General features: G+C 71.9%; 20 protein-coding genes. 12 read left to right on the forward strand and 8 right to left on the reverse strand.

What is annotated here, in order from left to right:
- Positions 1-88: 88 nt before the first annotated feature.
- Positions 89-1,030 (reverse strand): heavy metal transporter, encoded by a 942-nt coding sequence (locus OHA30_RS23810; protein WP_328915905.1) that lies wholly within the window; start codon positions 1,028-1,030, stop codon positions 89-91.
- Positions 1,031-1,279: 249 nt separating this feature from the next.
- On the opposite strand from OHA30_RS23810, the gene dapE reads away from it, so the two are divergent.
- From dapE to OHA30_RS23825, 3 genes are all read left to right on the forward strand, one after another.
- Positions 1,280-2,347: a succinyl-diaminopimelate desuccinylase gene (dapE, locus tag OHA30_RS23815; RefSeq protein ID WP_328915906.1), complete on the forward strand. Its 1,068-nt coding sequence runs from the start codon at positions 1,280-1,282 to the stop codon at positions 2,345-2,347.
- Positions 2,348-2,464: 117 nt separating this feature from the next.
- The gene (locus OHA30_RS23820; protein WP_328915907.1) at positions 2,465-3,541 is read left to right on the forward strand and encodes an alpha/beta hydrolase; all 1,077 of its coding nucleotides are present in this window, start codon (positions 2,465-2,467) and stop codon (positions 3,539-3,541) included.
- Between the two features lie 16 nt (positions 3,542-3,557).
- A complete protein-coding gene (locus tag OHA30_RS23825) occupies positions 3,558-4,376 on the forward strand; it encodes a TIGR00730 family Rossman fold protein (protein ID WP_328915908.1) in 819 nt (272 codons plus the stop codon).
- A 30-nt stretch (positions 4,377-4,406) separates the two neighbouring features.
- Here the strand turns inward: OHA30_RS23825 and folP are convergent, their stop codons facing one another.
- The gene (gene folP / locus OHA30_RS23830) at positions 4,407-5,219 is read right to left on the reverse strand and encodes a dihydropteroate synthase (RefSeq protein ID WP_328917965.1); all 813 of its coding nucleotides are present in this window, start codon (positions 5,217-5,219) and stop codon (positions 4,407-4,409) included.
- Positions 5,220-5,348: 129 nt separating this feature from the next.
- On the opposite strand from folP, the gene OHA30_RS23835 reads away from it, so the two are divergent.
- The gene (locus OHA30_RS23835) at positions 5,349-5,783 is read left to right on the forward strand and encodes a DivIVA domain-containing protein (RefSeq protein ID WP_328915909.1); all 435 of its coding nucleotides are present in this window, start codon (positions 5,349-5,351) and stop codon (positions 5,781-5,783) included.
- A complete protein-coding gene (locus OHA30_RS23840) occupies positions 5,776-6,363 on the forward strand; it encodes a DNA-3-methyladenine glycosylase I (RefSeq protein ID WP_328915910.1) in 588 nt (195 codons plus the stop codon). The genes OHA30_RS23835 and OHA30_RS23840 overlap by 8 nt, the downstream gene beginning before the upstream one ends.
- A 191-nt stretch (positions 6,364-6,554) precedes the next feature.
- Here OHA30_RS23840 and OHA30_RS23845 read toward each other — a convergent pair whose 3' ends face one another.
- Positions 6,555-7,337, reverse strand: a complete 783-nt coding sequence (locus OHA30_RS23845) for an enoyl-CoA hydratase/isomerase family protein (RefSeq protein WP_328915911.1) — start codon at positions 7,335-7,337, stop codon at positions 6,555-6,557.
- A 245-nt stretch (positions 7,338-7,582) separates the two neighbouring features.
- Here OHA30_RS23845 and OHA30_RS23850 point away from each other — a divergent pair, with 245 nt between their 5' ends.
- Positions 7,583-7,750 (forward strand): DUF3117 domain-containing protein, encoded by a 168-nt coding sequence (locus tag OHA30_RS23850; protein ID WP_069464762.1) that lies wholly within the window; start codon positions 7,583-7,585, stop codon positions 7,748-7,750.
- 174 nt (positions 7,751-7,924) lie between these two features.
- Here OHA30_RS23850 and OHA30_RS23855 read toward each other — a convergent pair whose 3' ends face one another.
- Positions 7,925-8,617: an O-methyltransferase gene (locus tag OHA30_RS23855; RefSeq protein WP_328917966.1), complete on the reverse strand. Its 693-nt coding sequence runs from the start codon at positions 8,615-8,617 to the stop codon at positions 7,925-7,927.
- A 173-nt stretch (positions 8,618-8,790) separates the two neighbouring features.
- On the opposite strand from OHA30_RS23855, the gene sigE reads away from it, so the two are divergent.
- From sigE to OHA30_RS23875, 4 genes are all read left to right on the forward strand, one after another.
- Entirely contained in the window at positions 8,791-9,555 is a 765-nt protein-coding gene (gene sigE, locus OHA30_RS23860; protein WP_328915912.1) for an RNA polymerase sigma factor SigE, read from the forward strand.
- Entirely contained in the window at positions 9,552-10,568 is a 1,017-nt protein-coding gene (locus OHA30_RS23865; protein ID WP_328915913.1) for an anti-sigma factor family protein, read from the forward strand. Before sigE ends, OHA30_RS23865 begins: the two co-directional genes overlap by 4 nt.
- 140 nt (positions 10,569-10,708) lie before the next feature.
- A complete protein-coding gene (locus OHA30_RS23870; RefSeq protein ID WP_328915914.1) occupies positions 10,709-11,176 on the forward strand; it encodes a sec-independent translocase in 468 nt (155 codons plus the stop codon).
- A gap of 145 nt (positions 11,177-11,321) precedes the next feature.
- The gene (locus OHA30_RS23875) at positions 11,322-11,936 is read left to right on the forward strand and encodes a hypothetical protein (RefSeq protein WP_328915915.1); all 615 of its coding nucleotides are present in this window, start codon (positions 11,322-11,324) and stop codon (positions 11,934-11,936) included.
- A 236-nt stretch (positions 11,937-12,172) separates the two neighbouring features.
- Here the strand turns inward: OHA30_RS23875 and OHA30_RS23880 are convergent, their stop codons facing one another.
- Genes OHA30_RS23880 through OHA30_RS23890 form a run of 3 tightly spaced genes read right to left on the reverse strand, consistent with a single transcriptional unit; the run spans position 12,173 to position 15,265 of the window.
- Positions 12,173-13,339, reverse strand: coding sequence for an Mrp/NBP35 family ATP-binding protein (locus tag OHA30_RS23880; protein ID WP_328915916.1), 1,167 nt, complete (start codon positions 13,337-13,339; stop codon positions 12,173-12,175).
- Positions 13,340-13,371: 32 nt separating this feature from the next.
- Entirely contained in the window at positions 13,372-13,932 is a 561-nt protein-coding gene (locus OHA30_RS23885) for a DUF1003 domain-containing protein (protein WP_328915917.1), read from the reverse strand.
- Positions 13,922-15,265 (reverse strand): magnesium transporter MgtE N-terminal domain-containing protein, encoded by a 1,344-nt coding sequence (locus OHA30_RS23890; RefSeq protein ID WP_328915918.1) that lies wholly within the window; start codon positions 15,263-15,265, stop codon positions 13,922-13,924. Before OHA30_RS23890 ends, OHA30_RS23885 begins: the two co-directional genes overlap by 11 nt.
- Positions 15,266-15,441: 176 nt before the next feature.
- Between OHA30_RS23890 and OHA30_RS23895 the strand changes: the two genes are divergently transcribed.
- Positions 15,442-16,164, forward strand: a complete 723-nt coding sequence (locus OHA30_RS23895) for a hypothetical protein (protein ID WP_328915919.1) — start codon at positions 15,442-15,444, stop codon at positions 16,162-16,164.
- Positions 16,165-16,195: 31 nt separating this feature from the next.
- Here OHA30_RS23895 and OHA30_RS23900 read toward each other — a convergent pair whose 3' ends face one another.
- Positions 16,196-16,711, reverse strand: coding sequence for a hypothetical protein (locus OHA30_RS23900; RefSeq protein ID WP_328915920.1), 516 nt, complete (start codon positions 16,709-16,711; stop codon positions 16,196-16,198).
- 285 nt (positions 16,712-16,996) lie between these two features.
- Here OHA30_RS23900 and OHA30_RS23905 point away from each other — a divergent pair, with 285 nt between their 5' ends.
- Positions 16,997-17,902 carry a DMT family transporter gene (locus OHA30_RS23905; protein WP_328917967.1) on the forward strand — a complete coding sequence of 302 codons (906 nt, stop codon included), beginning with the start codon at positions 16,997-16,999 and terminating at the stop codon, positions 17,900-17,902.
- The last annotated feature ends 11 nt before the right edge of the window (positions 17,903-17,913 follow it).

Consider the following 17,913-nt stretch of genomic DNA (forward strand, 5'->3'; position numbering starts at 1 on the left):
TTGACGCCCACCGGATAGGCCGTGCGTGCGACGGACGCCATGGCGGGAAAAGGCCCGGACGAGTGAAGCCGCGGAAAAATCGGCGCGTTTACCGGGCGACGGTGATCCGTACGAGGGCGGCCGCATCGGAGCCCTTCCCCGACGTGCCCTTCGCGTCGGCCGGCTTCTGCTTCTGCCAGCCCTTGCCGGACCGCGCGGCCTCCCAGCGCATGCCGTCGAAGGACACCTGCTCGACCTTGAGATCGTGCGCGTGCGCGACCGCCCACTGGGCCAACTCCCAGCCGCGCCGCCGCCCGTCGCCCTCCGCCGCGCCGCCCGAGAGCGCCGCCGGGACCGCGACCGTACGCGGCTCCCCGTCCTCGCGCGGCCGTACCTGCTTGCCGAACTCCCGGGTCAGCCGGGACGTCACCTTGGTGGTGTCGCCCAGTTTGCCGCCCGCGCTGTACGGGGTGTTCGCCCCCGTCGTACAGCTCAGCGCCCCCGCTTTGCGGCCGGTCAGGGCCGAGGAGAGCAGGGTGGCGTCGGCCTCGTGCTTGGCGTACGCCTGCGGGTAGCCGCTCTTCTGCACCTTCTGGGCGGCGACGGTCAGCGGCAGGCGGGTGTAGCCGTCGATCTTCACCAGGCTGTCGAAGAACTCGTTGGACGAGTAGACCGGGTCGAGGATCTGCCGCGCGGTGCCCCAGCCCTGGGACGGGCGCTGCTGGAACAGGCCGAGGGAGTCGCGGTCGCCGTGGTCCAGGTTCTCCAGCCGGGACTCCTGGAGGGAGGTGGCCAGCGCTATCGTCAGCGCGCGCTCGGGCAGGCCGCGGGAAGTGGCGACGGCGGCGATCGTGGCGGCGTTGGACGCCTGTTCCGGGTTGAGGTCCAGGGTGTCGCCGTCGGCGGTGACGGTGCAGCCGGCCATGGGTGGGCCATGGCCGGTGAAGTGGTACGTGAGGTATCCGGCTCCGCCGAGGAGGAAGAGGGTGGCGGCGATGAAGCGGAGTCCGCAGCCGCGGGTCTTCCTGGGTGGGCTGGATGAGGTGGGCACGTGCGCACCCTATCGAAATCGGGCGCGCCCGCTTCTGCCCTCGCCGGGCGGGCTTTGGCCTCAAACGCCGGCCGGGCTTCCCTGCCCTCAAACGCCGGGCGGGCTGGTTCTGCGCTCAAACGCCGCGCGGGCTTCCTGCGCTCAAACGCCGGGCGGGCTGGGTTTGGTGCGCGTGCGGTCTTGGCAACGAAACTGCGCTCAAACGCCGCGCGGGCTTAGAGGAGGCGCCACCCGGCATAAGGTCGGCGTATGGGTACCGTACTTGATCTCAGTCAGGACGCCGCCGGGGTTACCGCGCAGCTGGTGGATGTGCCGTCGGTCAGCCGGGAGGAGAAAGTGCTCGCGGATCTGGTGGAGGAGGCGCTGCGGGGGTTGCCGCATTTGAGTGTGGACCGGGACGGGGACGCCGTGGTCGCGCGGACGAATCTGGGCCGGCGTGAGCGGGTCGTGCTCGCCGGGCATCTGGACACCGTGCCGATCGCCGACAACCTGCCGTCCAGGCTCGACGACGACGGGCTGCTGTGGGGCTGCGGCACCACGGACATGAAGTCCGGCGTGGCTGTTCAGCTCAGGCTCGCCGCCCACCTCACCGATCCCGCCCGCGACCTGACCTTCGTCTTCTACGACGCCGAGGAGATCGCCGCCGAGTTCAACGGCCTCAAGCGCCTGGTCGAGCACCACCCCGAGTGGCTGGCCGGTGACTTCGCCGTACTCCTCGAACCCACCAACGGCCGGGTCGACGGCGGCTGCCAGGGCACCCTGCGGGTCCGCGTCCAGACCACCGGGCGCCGCGCGCACTCCGCCCGCAGCTGGCTCGGTGAGAACGCCATCCACAAGGCCGCGCCGATCCTCGCCCGCCTGGCGTCGTACGAGCCCCGGCGGGTCGAGATCGACGGGCTGGTCTACCCCGAGGGTCTGAACGCCGTGCTGATCGAGGGCGGCCACGCGGGCAATGTGATTCCCGACACGTGCGCGGTCACCGTCAACTACCGCTTCTCACCCGACCAGAGCGAAGCGGAAGCCCTGGCCCGGGTGGAGTCGGTCTTCGAAGGCTTCGAGGTCGTGCTCACCGACAGCGCCCCGGGCGCGCTGCCCGGGCTCTCCCACCCGGCCGCCGCCTCCTTCGTCGAGGCGATCGGAACTCCCCCCGCGGCGAAGGAAGCCTGGACAGACGTGGCGCGCTTCTCCGCGCTCGGTGTCCCCGCGGTGAACTACGGCCCCGGCGACCCGACTCTCGCGCACACCCGCGAGGAGAACGTGGCGGTCGCCGCCGTCCTGGAGGCGGAAGAGAAGCTGCGCCGCTGGCTGACCGCCTGACGGTTCGACGACGTACGTCACAGCACCCCGGAGCAACCGAATCGGGGTGCGCGAAGGTCTCCCTTCCCGGCATGGTGTCATCGGGCACGTCCGGTCCGGGATGGGGGAAGGCGCGTCGTGGGACTGACCAGTAAATGGTTCGCGATACTGCTCTTCGTCTCGGCGCTGGCCGCGATCGCGGCCGCACTGGTCCTCTGGCAACGGGTCAGAGGCCCGCGCCCGGTCCGCACAGTAGCGCGGGTCGGGATGATCGTGCTCTGCCAGGTCACCGCGATAGTCCTGGTGATGGTCGCCGTGAACAATGAGTACGGCTTCTACGCCTCCTGGGACGATCTGCTCGGGAGCGCCAACTCCGGGGGGAAGACCGTAGCGGACCCGGAGGACACCCCGACCCCCACGACACCGGATTATCACGTGAATTTCACCTCGTACTCACAAGGCTTCCGCCGGGCCACCGTGCACGGCTGGAAGTCGGGGACGAAGGGCGATGTGATCGTCTGGCTGCCGCCGCAGTACGACAAGAGCGAATTCGCGCACACCCGGTTCCCGGTGATCGAGGTGCTGCACGGCATACCCGGCACCCCGCACAGCTTTCTGCGCGGCATGCGGCTCGGCCAGATCATGCAGGAGCAGATCACCGCCGGCCGCGCCGAACCCGCCATTCTCGTCCTGCCGACGATCACCCCTGACCGGGTCAACACCGGCTGCGCGGACGTGCCGGGCAAGAGCAGGGTCGGTACCTGGCTCTCCCAGGACGTCGTCAAGACCATCTCCGCCAACTTCCGTACCCTGCCCGCCCCCCGGGGCTGGGCCGTGATGGGCATCTCCACCGGCGGCTACTGCGCGGCCCGCCTCGCGCTGGAGTACCCCGACACCTTCGCCGCGGGCGCCGCCCTGGCCCCCGACGACCCGGCGCGGGGCGTACGGTCCCCGCTGTGGCTGGCCCGCAACACCCGGCCGGATGTCCAGCTGCTCGTCGAGTCCAGCCTTCAGGACCCGGAGAGTCCGCCGCGGTACGCCGACCAGATCACCGGCGCCGTACGGCCGCCCGGCACGGTGACCACGCTCCAGCTCAGCAACGGCGGGCACAACTGGAAGACCTGGGGCCGGATGTTCCCCGACGCGTTCACCTGGGTGAGCGGGCGAATAGAGGCGCCGCGAGCCGTCCCGTTGGCCCCTTCGGCGGCTCCCTGATGCGTAGGCTTCCGGTATGACTGACGCGAAAGACACAGGTGAGCACGCCGACAGGCGGCAGGAGGCGGCCGCGGCGGCCAACGAGGCGGCCGAAGCCGTACCGCAGGGCAAAGGCTGGCCCGAGCGGCACACCGGACCGGTGATCCGGCGGCGCGGGCAGGTGCAGTCGGGCACGACCGATCAGCGGCTGCTGGACAGCCGGGGCCCGTCGGAGTGGGTGCACGGCGACCCCTGGCGGGTGCTGCGCATCCAGTCGGAGTTCGTGGAGGGCTTCGGCGCGCTCGCCGAACTCGGCCCGGCCGTCAGCGTCTTCGGCTCGGCCCGCACCCCGGTGGACTCGCCCGAGTACGCGGCGGGGGTACGGATCGGCCGCGCGCTCGCGGACGCGGGCTTCGCGGTGATCACCGGCGGCGGCCCCGGCGTGATGGAAGCGGCCAACAAGGGCGCCCTGGAGGCCGGCGGCGTCTCGGTCGGACTCGGCATCGAGCTGCCCTTCGAACAGGGCCTGAACCCCTATGTCGACATCGGCGTCAACTTCCGTTACTTCTTTGTCCGAAAAACAATGTTTGTGAAGTATGCGCGCGGGTTCGTGGTGCTTCCCGGCGGATTCGGCACGCTCGACGAGCTCTTCGAGGCGCTGACCCTCGTCCAGACCAAGAAGGTCACCCGCTTCCCGATCGTCCTGTTCGGCACCGAGTACTGGGGCGGGCTGGCCTCCTGGGTGCGCCAGACCCTGGTCGCCGAGGGCAAGGCGTCCCCGGCCGACCTGGAGCTGTTCCACATCACGGACGACGTGGACGACGCGGTGGAGCGCGTCACCAAGGAGAGCGCGTAGCCGCTGAAGGCCACGGTGGCGCGGAACGGCCTACGCCAGCCCGCGCCGGGCCACCCGCGGCGGCCGGTCCCCGGAGATGGCCGCCACCATCTCCAGGACCTGCCGGGTCTCGGCCACCTCGTGCACCCGGTACACCCGCGCCCCCAGCCACGCCGACACCGCGGTGGTGGCCAGCGTGCCGATCAGCCGCTCCTTCACCGGCAGGTCCAGCGTCTCGCCGACGAAGTCCTTGTTGGACAGGGAGACCAGCACCGGCCACCCGGTCTCCGTCATCTCCGGCAGCCGCCGGGTCGCCTCCAGCGAATGCCGGGTGTTCTTGCCGAAGTCGTGCCCGGGGTCGATCAGGATCGCGTCCCGCCGTACCCCCAGCTCCACCGCCCGCTCGGCCAGGCCGACGGTCACCCGCAGAATGTCGGCCATCACGTCGTCGTAGCCGACCCGGTGCGGGCGGGTACGCGGCTGGGCACCGCCCGCGTGGGTGCAGACCAGGCCCACGCCGTGGCGGGCGGCGACCTCCGCGAGCTTGGGGTCCACCCCGCCCCACGCGTCGTTGAGCAGGTCGGCGCCGGCCGCGCAGACCTCCTCCCCGACCTCGTGCCGCCAGGTGTCGACGCTGATCACCACGTCCGGGTGACGGCGGCGCACCTCGGCGACGAAGGCGACCGTACGGCGGATCTCCTCGGCCGCCGTCACCTCCTCGCCGGGGCCCGCCTTCACCCCGCCGATGTCCACGATCGCGGCGCCGTCCGCCACCGCCGCCGCGACCCGTTCCAGGGCCGGTTCGTCCGTGAACGTGGCGCCCTGGTCGTAGAACGAATCCGGCGTACGGTTCACGATCGCCATGATCACCGGTTCCCGCTCACCGAATTCCCGGGTGCCCAGCCGAAGTACCACTGCCGCTCCTCATCTCAGACTCATGCGATCGTGGCACGATCGTGCCTGTCATGTAGGCCGCACCTTCGGGAGATCGACTTGTTCTGGTTCATGCTCATCGCGCTCGTCGCGGTGGTCGCCGCCGTGGCAATGGCCGTGCTCGGCGACGGCGGAGCGCTCAAGGACTCCGACCCCGACCGCCTCCAGTACCGGCTGCCCCCGGACCGCCCGCTGATCCGCTCCGACATCGACGCGCTGCGGCTGCCGGTCGCCGTACGCGGCTACCGCATGGTCGACGTCGACGAGGTGCTCGACCGGCTCGGCGCGGAGCTGTCCGAGCGGGACGCGCGGATCGCCGAGCTGGAGGCGTCGCCGGCCGGGGAGCACGCGTACGCGGGAGGCGCGTCGCTGGTCAAGGAGGAGGGGACCCCGGCGCAGGCCGAGATCCCGACCCCGGTCGAGTCCGCCGCACCGGTCCCGCCGCCGTCGCAGGCCCCCGCGCCCGCGCAGGAGGACGGCGACCCGGGTGAGTGAGTCCGGTGTCGTCATCGGCGAGGACGGCCCCGCCCGCTGTCCGTGGGGGCTGTCCGCGCCGGAGTACGTCGCCTACCACGACGAGGAGTGGGGGCGGCCGGTCCACGGCGACGACGCGCTCTTCGAGCGGATCTGCCTGGAGGCGTTCCAGTCCGGGCTTTCCTGGCTGACGATCCTGCGGCGGCGGGAGAGCTTCAGGACCGCGTTCGACGGCTTCAAGATCGACGCGGTGGCCGCGTTCACTGCGGCGGACCGGGAACGGCTGCTCGGCGACGCCGGGATCATCCGCAACCGCGCCAAGATCGACGCCTCGGTGCTCAACGCCGTCGCGGCGCGGGAGGTCAGGGAGACGTACGACGGGGGTCTGGACGGGCTGATCTGGTCCTTCGCCCCGGACGCCGCGACCCGCCCGGTGCCGCGCGCGCTCGGGGACGTGCCCGCCACGACACCGGAGTCGACCGCGCTGGCCAAGGACCTCAAGAAGCGGGGCTTCCGCTTCGTCGGGCCCACGACGGCCTACGCGCTCATGCAGGCGTGCGGCCTGGTCAACGACCACCTCGCCGACTGCACCGCCCGCTGACCCCCCCAAAACGCCGGGCGAGCACTCCCAGCCCGCCCGGCGCTTGAGGGCAGAATTCAGCCCGCCCGGCGTCTGAGGGCACAGTCAGCCCGCGCGGCGTTTGAGCGCAGAGCGCCCGCCCGGCGTTCGAGGGCACAAATCAGCCCGGCCGGCGCTTGAGGCCAGAGCCCGCCCGGCGACTGAGGGCAGCGTCAGCGCCCCACGTACCTCGGCGCCTCCTTGCGGAGAAACGCGTCCACCGCGATCCGGTGGTCCTCAGAACCCCCGGCCCGAGCCTGAAGCTCGTCCTCCTTGCCCAGCGTCGCCACAAGCGAATGCTCCGCCCCGAACGCCAGCGACTCCTTGATCGCCGCGTAGGCGACCGTCGGCCCGGCGGCCAACCGCCGCGCGACCCCCAGCGCCTCCCCGGCCAGCTCGGCCGTCGGCACGACACGATGTACGAGCCCCAGCGCCAGCGCCTCGTCCGCAGGCACCGACCGAGGGAAGAGCAGCAGGTCGGCGGCCTTCCCGTAGCCGGCCAGCCGGGACAGCGTCCAGGACATCCCCGAGTCCGCGGAGAGCGCCACCGCGGCGAACGACGTGTTGAACGACGCCGTGTCCGCCGCGATCCGGTAGTCCGCCGCGAAGGCGAAGCCCGCGCCCGCGCCGGCGGCGGGCCCGTTGACGGCGGCCACGACCGGCTTGGGCATGGTCGCGATGGCCGTCGCGATCGGGTTGTAGTGCTCGGCCACCGTGGTCATCCCACCGCCCTCGGCGAGCACCCGTACATGCTCCTTGAGGTCCTGGCCGACGCAGAAGGCCCGCCCGTTCGCGGCCAGCAGCACCGCCCGTACCGCGGGGTCGGCGCCCGCCGCGCCCAACGCGTCGCGCAACGCGTTCTTGGTCGCGGTGTCGAGCGCGTTCATCGCCTCGGGCCGGTTCAAGGTGACGGTCGCCAGCCCCTCGGCAACCTCGTACAGCACGCTGTCGGCCATGCCAGAACCCCTTCGTCGCGGCAAGTGTCCTGGCCAGAATGCCGGACCCGAACACCGGCGCGCATGTGACGAATGTCAAAGCCCGAACCCTTCCCTGGCACCCCACTCGGCGAATTGGCCTGGTTTGCGGGTGCCGATTGGGTAACCCCATGACCCTGATGTTGGTCATCGGGTCGCGGGATGCGGGATAATGGCCGAGAACCAATGTGTTCGAGTCCGAGCTGGTTTCAGGAAGGGGAACGAGCATGGCGGCCATGAAGCCGCGGACGGGTGACGGCCCGCTCGAGGTGACCAAGGAGGGGCGGAGCATCATTATGCGCGTTCCGCTTGAGGGCGGCGGGCGGCTTGTTGTCGAGCTGACCCCGGACGAGGCGGATGCCCTCGGCGATGCGCTGAAGAAGGCCATCGCCTGAAACCAGCGGTCCCCAGAAAGTCGTCGCGGCCACGTACAGCACGCTGTACGTGGCCGCGCTGCGTGTATTGCCGAGCCCCCGAAGCCGGTCGTTCGGATTTCCCGGCACCCGGCGCCCGGCGCCCAAAGCCCGATGGGCGGGCCCGACGCCGGGGGGCCCGACGCCGACGGGCCCTCAGCGGAGCCGTACCGCGCAGAGCAGCCCGTCGTCGGTGGGGAGCAGCACGGGGGCCAGTCCCGGGTCGTCGCGGACCTCGCGCATCAGCTCGCGCAGCCGCAGCGACTCCTGGTCCTGGTGGGCCGCGTCCAGCGCCCGGCCCCGGGCGAAGGCGCCCTCGAAGCAGACCACACCGCCCGGCCGCAGCAGCCGCAGCGCCTCGTCGAGGTAGTCCATGTACTCCAGCCGGTCGGCGTCGCACAGCACCAGGTCGTAGCCGCCGTCGGTGAGCCGGGGCAGTACGTCCAGCGCGCGGCCGCAGATGAAGCGCGCGCGGTTCGCGGCGAAGCCGGCCTCGCGGTACGCCTCACGGGCCAGCTGCTGGCGGTCCGGCTCGGTGTCGACGGTGGTCAGTACGCCGTCGGGCCGCATGCCGCGCAGCAGGTGGATGCCGGAGACCCCGGTGCCCGTACCGACCTCGACCACGGACTTCGCGTCGCCCGCCGCGGCCAGCAGCCGCAGGGCCGCGCCGGTGCCGGGGGAGACCGGTCGCACCCCCGCCAGCCGGGAACGGGCGCGAGCGCGTATGACGGCATCGTCCTCGGCGACGAACGCGTCGGCGAACGCCCAGCTCGCCTGCCGGTTGCCGGTAATGGCCCTCTCCCTGGTCCCGCGTGCTCCTCGGCGGTACTTCCTGCCCGGCGACTGTATCCGCTGGGCCCGGGAACCCGCGGATGGGACCGGGCGTTAGTCAGGAAGAACCGTGAAGAACGGTGTGGATGAACGATGTGAACGATGTAGGTGAACGGCGACGGGCGAGAGGACGGAAGCCCTCCCGCCCTTGGCAACAGCGCACTTATCCGGAGCTAACGGGCGAGGTGGATATGGTAGGGGCTCTACTGGACACCACCAGAGCCGACAGGGGAGGTGCGGCTGCGGCCGGTGACCGGGGAGTGCTCACGCGCTTTCGCAGGTCGGCCGGACAGCCGAAATCCGTGACCAACACCGCTGATGACCGTTCACGCGCAAACGACTCCGCCACCGCGACCTTCGCCACCGACGGGGATGCTCAGACGTGGACGCCTCCTTCCTGGGAGGAGATCGTCAGTACGCACAGTGCGCGGGTGTACCGGCTGGCCTATCGGCTGACCGGCAACCAGCACGACGCGGAAGACCTCACCCAGGAGGTCTTCGTGCGGGTCTTCCGCTCCCTGTCCACGTACACGCCCGGCACCTTCGAGGGCTGGCTGCACCGCATCACCACGAATCTCTTCCTGGACATGGTCCGCCGCCGTCAGCGCATCCGCTTCGACGCTCTCGGCGACGACGCGGCGGAGCGGCTGCCCAGCCGCGAGCCGTCCCCGGCGCAGCACTTCAACGACACGCACTTCGACGCGGACGTCCAGCAGGCGCTGGACACCCTCGCCCCGGAGTTCCGCGCCGCCGTGGTGCTCTGCGACATCGAGGGGCTGTCGTACGAGGAGATCGCGGCGACGCTGGGCGTGAAGCTGGGCACGGTACGGAGCAGGATCCACCGCGGCCGCTCCCACCTGCGCAAGGCTCTGGAACACCGGGCGCCCGGCGTCCGGCCGGCCCCCGCGCTCGCTGCCACCGCACCCAAACCTGGCCTGGAGGGCGGGAGAGCGTGAGCAGTACCGGTTCTGGCGAGCAGCGTCCCCACCGTGCGGCGCCCGCCGAGCAGCACCTCGGCGACCGGCTGTCGGCGTTCGTCGACGGAGAGCTGACCGACGACGGCCGTGACCGGGTGCTGGCGCACCTGGCGACGTGTCCGCAGTGCAAGACCGCCGCCGCCGAGCAGCGTCGGCTCAAGAGCGTGGTCGCGGCCTCGGAGCTGCCCGCCATATCGGCCGGGCTGCTGGCCAGGCTGCAAGGGCTGCCCGGCATGGGCGGCGGAGACGGCAGGGACGGCTTCTCCGGGGGTCCCGGCGGCCCCGGCGAGGGCGAGGACCCGGTGGAGTCCCTGAGCCGTGAGGCGAGGCGTGGGCCGTTCGACGGCGGGCTGCTGGGACCGGGGTCGGCGGGGTCAGGGGTGTTCGGCTCCGCGTCCGCGAGACACGAGGAGTTCTCGTATCTCGGCCCGGCCCGCGATCTGCTGGCGCCGCTCGGCTCGCGCTCGCGCGGTTTCCGCATACACGAGCAGCCCCGGATAAACGATCAGTCCGGGACGCGTGGGCAGTCCGCGAACCCCGAGCGGCCGGGGCCGGTCGAGCAGCCGCCGAGCGTGGTCGCACCGGCCGCGGCCGCCGTCCCCCCGGCCGGTCCGGGCTCGGGCGCCTCGCGCGGTCGGCGGTTCGCCTTCGCCGCCGCCGGTGCCTTCTCGCTGGCCGCCATAGCGCTGGGCAGCGCCCTGCCGATGGAGGCCGCGGTCGACGGCGGCGCCCGGCCGGACGACGGACCCGCGGTGAGCCCGCTCGGCGCCAACTCGGTCTCCGACACCAGGGGGGTCACCCCCAGGGGTGTACTCGACGCCGAGGAGCGGCAGTTGCTGCGGTCACCCGGATCGGCCTCGGCCGGCCTGATCGCGGTGACCCGGCCGATGCTGGGCCCCGGCGCCGTACCGCTGGTGACGGCCGCCGTGACCCCTGCGCCGACCGCGAACCCGTTCATCCTCTCGGCGAAGGCCCCCGCCGCGCGCCACTGAGGGGTGGCGGAGACTGACCGTTTGCCTTGCCGGGACGTAGGGTTGTCCGGAGCCGCACTCCCGTATCGCGGGCGAGGGCGGGTACCGTAAGTCCGCCGGACCCTGCCCAACCGGCTCTGGACGTCCCAAGGAGCTGCAAGGTGTTCTTCGACATAGGCCCGCTGGAGCTGGTCGCGATCGTAGTCCTTGCCGTGCTCGTCTTCGGCCCGGACAAACTCCCGAAGGTCATTCAGGACACGATGGCCTTCATCCGGAAGGTGCGGGAGTTCTCCGACAGTGCGAAGGACGACATCCGCAGGGAGCTGGGGCCGGAGTTCAAGGACTTCGAGTTCGAGGATCTCAACCCGAAGACGTTCATCCGCAAGAACCTGATGAACGGCGACGACGACTACGGGCTGAGCGAGCTCAAGGACCTGCGCGACAGCTTCGACCTCCGCAAGGAAATGGTCGAGGTGACCGACGCGGTCAACGGCGTCGAGCCGATCGCCAGGTCCTCCGCCGCGAGCGCCGCCGCCGGTGACGCCTCCTCCGCCACACCGGACCGGCTGCGCAAGCGCGACCGCCTCGACCCGGGTGAGCCGCCGCCCTTCGACTCCGACGCCACCTGAGTCAGCACGGCGTCACGGTTTCACCCCATCGAGTGGCTTTTCGTCGTGTGTTCGCCGTCACCCCGCGCTGTTTCAGCACCCGGACCCACCCAAGGTCGGGCAAGATGGCGAGTTGCCCAGAAGGGCAATGAGGAGGCGCGACCGTATGGAGACGAGGACCGGCACGGCGCAGGGGGCGGTAGACGCTTATCTGCTCGCCGATTTCCCGTGGTACGGGCTCGACGAGGCATTCACCGGGAGCCGATGGCTCGGCTCGGTGGGGGCCAGCGCGGACGGAACGGTCGAGCACGGCTCGACAGGGCACGGGGACGAGCCGTCGCTCAAGGCGGACCCGGCCGACGCGGACGCGTTGCGGTTCGCGGTCGTGGTGACCGTGGCCCGGCGGCCCGGGCGGCGCAGCGCGGACGGTACGGGCGTGCTGGAGGCGACCTCGGTGTCGTCGGCGGCCTGGCTGGCCGGCTCCGGACTGCTGTCGTGCACATGGCCGACGCATATGGAGCGGGTGCTGCGGCAGGAGTGGATGGACCAGCAGACGGCCGCGGCGTGGGAGCTGGCGGACGATCTGGCCGGGCCCGGGTGGTCGGCGCTGACGCTTCCCGTGGACGGGGAGCCGACGCCGTTTCACTACCGTGAGTCGGAGTACGGGTGGGTGATGGCCGGGTCGGCGCGGGGGGTTCACCTTGGGGCGTACGGGCGGGGGATGAGTCCGTATGGGCTTGGGCTGGCCGTGATTCCTAGCCTGACGGCTTACGAGGAGTAGGCGCGCTGCCCTCAAGCGCCGGGCGGGCTTCTGGCCTCAGACGCCGGCCGGGCTGATTGTGCCCTCAGGCGCCGGGCGGGCTCTGCGCTCAGACGCCGCGCGGGCTGATTGTGCGCTCAGACGCCGCGCGGGCTTTTCTGCCCTCAAACGCCGGGCGGGCTGGGTTTGACCCTCAGGCGGGCTGATTGTGCGCTCAAACGCCGGGCGGGCTTGGGCTCGCCCGGCGTTTGGGGTGGTCAGAACTTGTTGCGTGGGGTGATGCCCAGGGAGAGGCCGGCGAGGCCGCGGGCGCGGGTGCCCAGGGCGGTGGCGATGGAGCGCAGCGCGATGCCCGCGGGGGAGTCGGGGTGGGCCACGGCGACCGGGCGGCCGTCGTCGCCGCCCTCGCGCAGGCGTACGTCGATGGGGATGCGCCCGAGCACCGGCACGGTCGTCCCGGTCGTACGGGACAGGCCCTCCGCGACCCGGTCGCCGCCGCCGCTGCCGAAGACCTCGACGACCTCGTCGCAGTGCGGGCACGGCATGCCCGCCATGTTCTCCACCACGCCGACGATCTTCTGATGCGTCTGCACGGCGATCGACCCGGCCCGCTCCGCGACCTCCGCGGCGGCCTGCTGCGGGGTGGTGACCACCAGGATCTCCGCGTTGGGCACGAGCTGCGCCACGGAGATCGCGATGTCCCCGGTGCCGGGCGGCAGGTCGAGCAGCAGCACGTCCAGGTCACCCCAGTACACGTCCGCCAGGAACTGCTGGAGCGCCCGGTGCAGCATCGGCCCGCGCCACACGACCGGCGCGTTCCCCGGGGTGAACATCCCGATCGAGATGACCTTCACCCCGTTGGCCGCGGGCGGCATGATCATGTTCTCGACCTGGGTGGGTCGCCCTTCGACGCCCAGCATGCGGGGCACGCTGTGGCCGTAGATGTCCGCGTCCACGACGCCGACCTTGAGCCCGTCGGCGGCCATCGCGGCGGCCAGGTTCACCGTCACGGAGGACTTGCCGACGCCGCCCTTGCCGGACGCGACCGCGTACACCCGGGTGAGCGAGCCCGGTTGCGCGAACGGGATCTCGCGCTCCGCCTGCCCGCCGCGCAGCGACGACGCCAGGTCGCGCCGCTGCTCGTCGCTCATCACGTCGAGCGTGACCCGTACCGAGGTGACCCCGGGGACCCGGCCCACCGCGTCGGTGACCAGGCTGGTGATCTCGTCCCGCATCGGGCAGCCGGAGACGGTGAGGTAGACGGTCACGGCGACCGCGCCGTCGGCGGCGATGTCGACGGACTTCACCATGCCGAGTTCGGTGATCGGTTTGTGGATCTCCGGGTCGTTCACCGTGGCGAGCGCGGCGCGGACGGCGTCGTCGGTCGGTGTGGTCGGCGTGGTGCCGTACGTAGCGGTAGCCATAGGACGATGGTACGGCGGTCCCGCGCGCGGCTTCAGCGGCCCCGGCCGTCGCCTTTGTCACCACGGTGCGCGCGCCGCCGGTCGTCGATCTCCTTGAGCAGGTCCTGCAGTTCCGAGCGCATCCAGTCGCGGGTGGCGACCTCGCCGAGATTGACCCGCAGCGAGGCGATCTCGCGGGTCAGGTACTCGGTGTCGGCGATGCTGCGCTCGCCCATCTTGCGGTCCTGTTCGAGGTTGACCCGGTCCCGGTCGTCCTGCCGGTTCTGCGCGAGCAGGATCAGCGGGGCCGCGTACGACGCCTGGAGCGAGAGCATCAGCGTCAGGAAGATGAAGGGGTAGTGGTCGAACTGCATCTGCCGGGGAGCGAAGACGTTCCAGAGCACCCACAGGATGATCAGGACGGTCATCCATACGATGAACCGCCCGGTGCCCAGGAAGCGTGCGATCCGCTCGGAGAAGTTCCCGAACGCCTCCGGGTCGTAGGTGGGCAGCAGATTGCGCCGCGGCGGCTTCGGCTGGTCGAGCCGGGGCCTGTTGCGCGAGGTGGCGGTCGCCCCGGCCGGGTGGCGGACGTGGCGCTCGTCAGCGGTCATCCGCGGCCTCCGTCGCCTGGTGGGCGTGGGTGCCGACCGCACCGTGCAGTTCGGTCTCCCGCCAGTCGTCGGGCAGCAGATGGTCCAGCACGTCGTCCACGGTGACCGCCCCGAGCAGCGAGCCGCTCTCGTCCACCACGGGCGCGGAGATCATGTTGTACGTGGCCAGGAAGCTGGTCACCGACGGCAGCGCGGTGTCGGGCGCCAGCGGCTGGAGGTCGGTGTCCACGATCGCGCCGAGCAGGGTGAACGGCGGGTCGCGCAGCAGCCGCTGGAAGTGCACCAGGCCCAGGTACTTGCCGGTCGGCGTCTCGTCGGGCGGCCGGCACACGTACACCTGGGCGGCCAGCGCGGGCGACAGATCGGGGTTGCGGATCCGGGCGAGCGCGTCGGCGACGGTCGCGTCGGGGCGCAGCACGATCGGCTCGGTGGTCATCAGCCCGCCCGCGGTCCGTTCCTCGTACGACAGCAGCCGCCGTACGCCCGCGGCCTCCTGGGGGCGCATCAGGGTGAGGAGACGTTCCTGCTCCTCGACCGGCAGCTCGGCCAGCAGGTCGGCGGCGTCGTCGGGGTCCATCGCCTCCAGGACGTCGGCGGCCCGCTCCTTCTTGAGGTTGCCGATGATCTCCACCTGGTCGTCGTCCGGCAGCTCCTCCAGGACGTCGGCGAGCCGGTCGTCGTCCAGGGCGGCGGCGACCTCGCCGCGGCGCTTGGGCGACAGATGGTGCAGGACGTTCGCCAGGTCGGCCGGGCGCAGCTGCTCGAAGGTCGCCACCAGATTCTCGGCGCCCTGGCTGTCCTCGGCCAGCCGGAAGCCGGTCACCGCCGACCAGTCGACGGTCAGCGTCGCGCCCTTGCGGCGCAGCGCCCCGGCCTTGCCGCGGCGGACGAAGACCTTGTCGATCTCCCAGTCCCTGCGCGCGGTCAACTGGACCATGGACACGTCGAGCACGGTGACCTCTTCGCCGACGGCGGCCTCCCCGCCGGCCGCGCCCGGCTCCTCGCGCCTCTGGGCGGAGACCAGCCGGACCCGGCGGTCGAGCAGTTCGCCGAGGACCAGGGTCTCGGTCGGCCGCTGCTCGAAGCGCCGCATGTTGACCACGCCGGTGGTGATCACCTGGCCGGACTCGACACCGGTCACCCGGGTCATCGGCAGGAAGATCCGGCGGCGGCTGACCACCTCCACGACCAGGCCCAGCACCCGCGGCGGACGTCCGCCGACCCGCAGCATCACCACGACGTCGCGGACCCGGCCCACCTGGTCGCCGTTGGGGTCGAAGACGGCCACGCCCGACAGATGCGAGACGAAGACCCGGGGGGCGCCTGCGGCCATGCGGGGCCTCCTGCCGGTCCGCGGAGGGCTGCTCCGGTCCACTCGTCGTCCGTCGCCAGGCTACTCCGGGTGGATCTTGCCCGCCGTCCGGGGTGCTCCCCGGGGGTACGGTGCGGTAGCTTCTGCCACGCCCCCAGCAACCGCACGCAGCACCGCCCGCAGGAGGACGAGAACACGTGTATGCCGGCCGCCGGACCGCCGCCGTCCTCGGAGTGCTCTGCGCGGGGGGCCTGCTCAGCGGGTGCCTCGGCTTCGGCGAGGACCCCGACTCGGGCACCAACGGCGTGGCCAAGCTCCCCCCGGGGACCATCGCCCAGCAGGCCAAGGACGCCGCCGCGGCCGCCCCGACCGTACGGCTGGCCGGCACGGTGGTCAGCGACGGGCGGACGTACCGCCTGGACATGCGGCTGCGCGACAACGGCGGGGTCGGCGAGGTCACCACCAAGGGTGACACCTTCCAACTGCTCCGGGTCGACGACGCCCTCTACCTCAAGGCGGGCGCGGCCTTCTACGGCGACGCGGGCGACGACAAGGAGAGCAGGGCGGCGGCCGCCAAGCTCAACGGGAAGTACGTCAAGGTGCCCAGCGGCGATCCGGCGTATCAGCAGTTCAGCGGGTTCACCGACAAGAAGGTACTGATCGCCGACCTCTTCGTGCTCAGCGGCACGCTCGCCGTCGGCGACCACCGCAAGGTCGACGGGGTCAGGACGATCGCCCTCAACGGCTCCAAGGGCGGCTCTCTCGACATCTCCCTCAAGGGCAAGCCGTACCCGCTGCGCTACCAGCGCGCGGGCGACGCGGGCACCCTCACCCTCTCCGACTGGTCGGAGGACTTCACGCTGGCCGCGCCCGCCAAGTCCGAAGTGGTCGACTACGGCACGGTGGTGGCCCCGAAGTAGCCCCGAGCCGTACTGCCGCAGGGGCCGCGGGTCAGACCTTGCGGCGGCGGGCGAGGAGGCGGGGGAGGCCCGCGGGCATCGGGTGGCGGGTCGTGGCCGGGCTCACGGCGGGGACCGCGGCGCCGGAGGCGTCCGGCATGGCCCCCGGGTACTCGGCAGGACCGCCCTCGGGCACGACCCGGAAGATCTGGCACTCCCGCGCCCACCGCTCGGCCACGCCTTCGCCGTCGACGGAGTTGAGCCGCTTGCCCTTCAGCTCGCCCACCGCCGCCGTCCACTCCTCGCCGTGCGGCGCGAGCAGCGAGACCCGGCCGGTCCAGGTCACCAGCCGTCCCCACTTGTCCTTGCTGCGGACGACCACCGTCACCGTCCCGCCGTCCACCGCGCCGGACGGCAGCGGCTGCTCGCCGGGCCCGCCGACGAGACACATCGCGCCGTCCACCCACGCGTGCCACAGCGCCCGGCCGTCGACCCAGACCAGCCCCGACTTCTTCGTGGCCTCCTCGACGAGGGCGGTCAGCTCGGCGGCGTCGGCAGGAGTCGTCATGCGCACACCCTAACTTCTCCGTACGGCCCGGCCCCGGGCGCTCAGCCGCCCGGCGGCGGGCAGGCGGGCCCACCGGACGCACGTATCCCAGGCGTTCCGCCGCGTCTCCACGGGTGTCCGCCCGCCGGAATGACAGGTGCTCAGCCCTGCCATGGGCCTTACGCTGGGTGCCGGCCCGCACCCGTACGACCGAGGAGTCCCGTGACCGCCCCGCAACGCCCCGCCGCCGTCACCGCGGACGCGGGGACGGCCCTGCCGCCGGGCGAGCCCCGTACCCCCGCGGACCTGGCGGCCGGTGCCACCGCTGGGCGGGGCCTGGACTTCACGCTGCTCGGTGTCGCCATCGCGGGCGTCTCGCTGTCCGCGCCGCTGATCGCCTCGACCGCGGCCCCCGCCCTGGCCATCGCCTTCTGGCGCAACGCCATGGCGGTCGGTGTGCTCAGCCCGGTCGCGCTGTGGCGGCACCGCGGCGAGCTGCGCCGGATGGGCCGCAGGGCGCTGTCGCTGTCCGCGCTCTCCGGGGTCGTGCTCGCGCTGCACTTCGGGCTGTGGCTGCCGAGCCTGAACATGACCTCGGTCGCCACCTCGACCGCGCTGGTCACCACGACCCCGATCTGGACCACGATCATTCTGCGGATGCGCGGTCACCGCCCGCCCGGCCTGGTGTGGGCGGGTACGGCGCTCGCGGTGGTCGGTGTGCTCATCCTCACCGGCATCGACCTGTCCGCCGACACCCGGGCGCTTGCGGGCGACGCGCTGGCACTGGCCGCGGGTCTGGCCGCCGCCGTGTACATGCTGCTGGGCTCGGAGGTGCGGCGGACGGCGACGACGACCGCGTACACCTATGTCTGCTACTCGACGACCTCCGTGGTGCTGCTCCTCACGTGCCTGGTGTCCGGCTCGGCGCTCGGCGGCTACGACGGCCGTACGTGGCTGAAGATCGTCGTCCTGACGGTGGCCGCGCAGCTGCTCGGGCACTCGCTGTTCAACCGGGTGGTTCGCGGGCTGGGTCCGTCCACGACCTCGACGGCGATCCTGCTGGAGACCCCGGGCGCGGCGCTGATCGCCGCGCTGTGGCTCGGTCAGACGCCGCCGGCCGCCGCGTATCCGGCGCTCGTGGTGATCCTCGCGGGCCTGGCCCTGGTGATCCTCGCCGACCGCCGCAAGCCCGTACCGGTGGCGACGGCCTGACCTCCCCTGCC

It is taken from the genome of Streptomyces sp. NBC_00223, assembly GCF_036199905.1.
Taxonomy (GTDB): Bacteria; Actinomycetota; Actinomycetes; order Streptomycetales; family Streptomycetaceae; genus Actinacidiphila.